The organism is Marinobacter sp. MBR-105 (assembly GCF_053628895.1).
The window spans coordinates 1-1,285 of the sequence record NZ_JBRJHG010000058.1; the positions used below are offsets into that span (position 1 = coordinate 1).

Sequence of the window (1,285 nt, forward strand, 5' to 3'; positions counted from 1 at the left end):
GCAATCACCAGAGTGAACGAGCGTTGCAACCAAACCCGGTGCCAAGGCCTTTGCACCGCACCCGCCAAAACTCACAAATGCCGGGCCATTAACGCTTTTGTTCAGCGGCGACCTTTTTGCAGCGAAGCGGAGAAAAGGGCGTCCGGTGGAGGGCCGCCAGGCCCGGAACATACTGGAACTATTTGTTATATTCTTTTGGTAGCGGACACTCATAGTTAACATCAATCATATCCAAGTTTTTCAAGCTAAAGTTGGCATACTTTATGTCAGATTTTGAGGTATTTACTTCAGGTTGAGCGTATATAAAAACAAAGGCAGTGGGTGTGTCTTTTTGATAAATCTTCTCCAGCCTAGTTGCCATTAGCTTTTTTATCTTATAATTATCTATGGTGCTATCAGCAATCATTACAGTGGTCGTAAGTTCATCATCCCTTTGCTTTAGTTTTTTCTTAAATTTTATCTGGTAGCCGCGATCAGATGGAAGCCTATTAACGAACGCCCAACCGTAGTATATGACCGGAAAATCTGGAAGGTCATCCAGGTCTTGCTCCCAAATACATTTGAATATACTGCTGTAGTAAACATCCTTACCTGAAATATTTATTCTTCGGAACTTTATAGAACCATCTTTCTTATAACGTATATATCTGCTGACGACTGAACGCACAGAGTACACTGTGCCAATACTGCCATTTTCCCGAAGCCTCGTTTCCTTCGTTTTCCTTGCACATTTTGGCTTATTAGCGCCTTGTGCCTTTGGCGAATCACTTTCTCGTGGCTCGTCGTAATAGGATTCAGGGCGATCAAGCTCAAAAACGTCAACGATGGACTGGTCAACGCTAAGACGCTCCTCCTTCACCGGAGTGCCGTCTTCATAGTGGAGGTTCAGTGGTATATTTTTGCTTATCTCACAGTCTCTTGAGTGATCCCCATAAACCCTAAAATGAGGTACCACTTTCATATCTTGAATGTCTTCATCCAAGTTAGCGCACGTAACTTGGGCCATGCAGCCAGTGCCTGGGCATATGAATTTTTTCTTGTCGGTTATATTTCCAGACCAATAAAGATCATATGCTCTATCAGGATCAAGGTAATCCCGAGCTTCAATGCTATAGGCTACATCTAAAGACAACGTTCAACTCCTCCAAATATCACAGCAATTAGTCACCGTTTTCCATAAGGATGGTTCTTAGGGAAGGTCTGAATAACTGCTGATATTTGCCCATCTTGGGTTTAAACGGCAAAAAATCGAAGATTCAGACACTATTTTCCCTTTATTTGTGTG

Annotated in this window: 1 protein-coding gene; it reads right to left on the reverse strand. The window is 42.9% G+C overall.

Going from position 1 to position 1,285, the window contains the following annotated elements; translation table 11 throughout:
- Positions 1-178: 178 nt before the first annotated feature.
- The gene (locus tag ACSSVV_RS20980) at positions 179-1,132 is read right to left on the reverse strand and encodes a hypothetical protein (RefSeq protein ID WP_058091133.1); all 954 of its coding nucleotides are present in this window, start codon (positions 1,130-1,132) and stop codon (positions 179-181) included.
- Positions 1,133-1,285 lie beyond the last annotated feature (153 nt).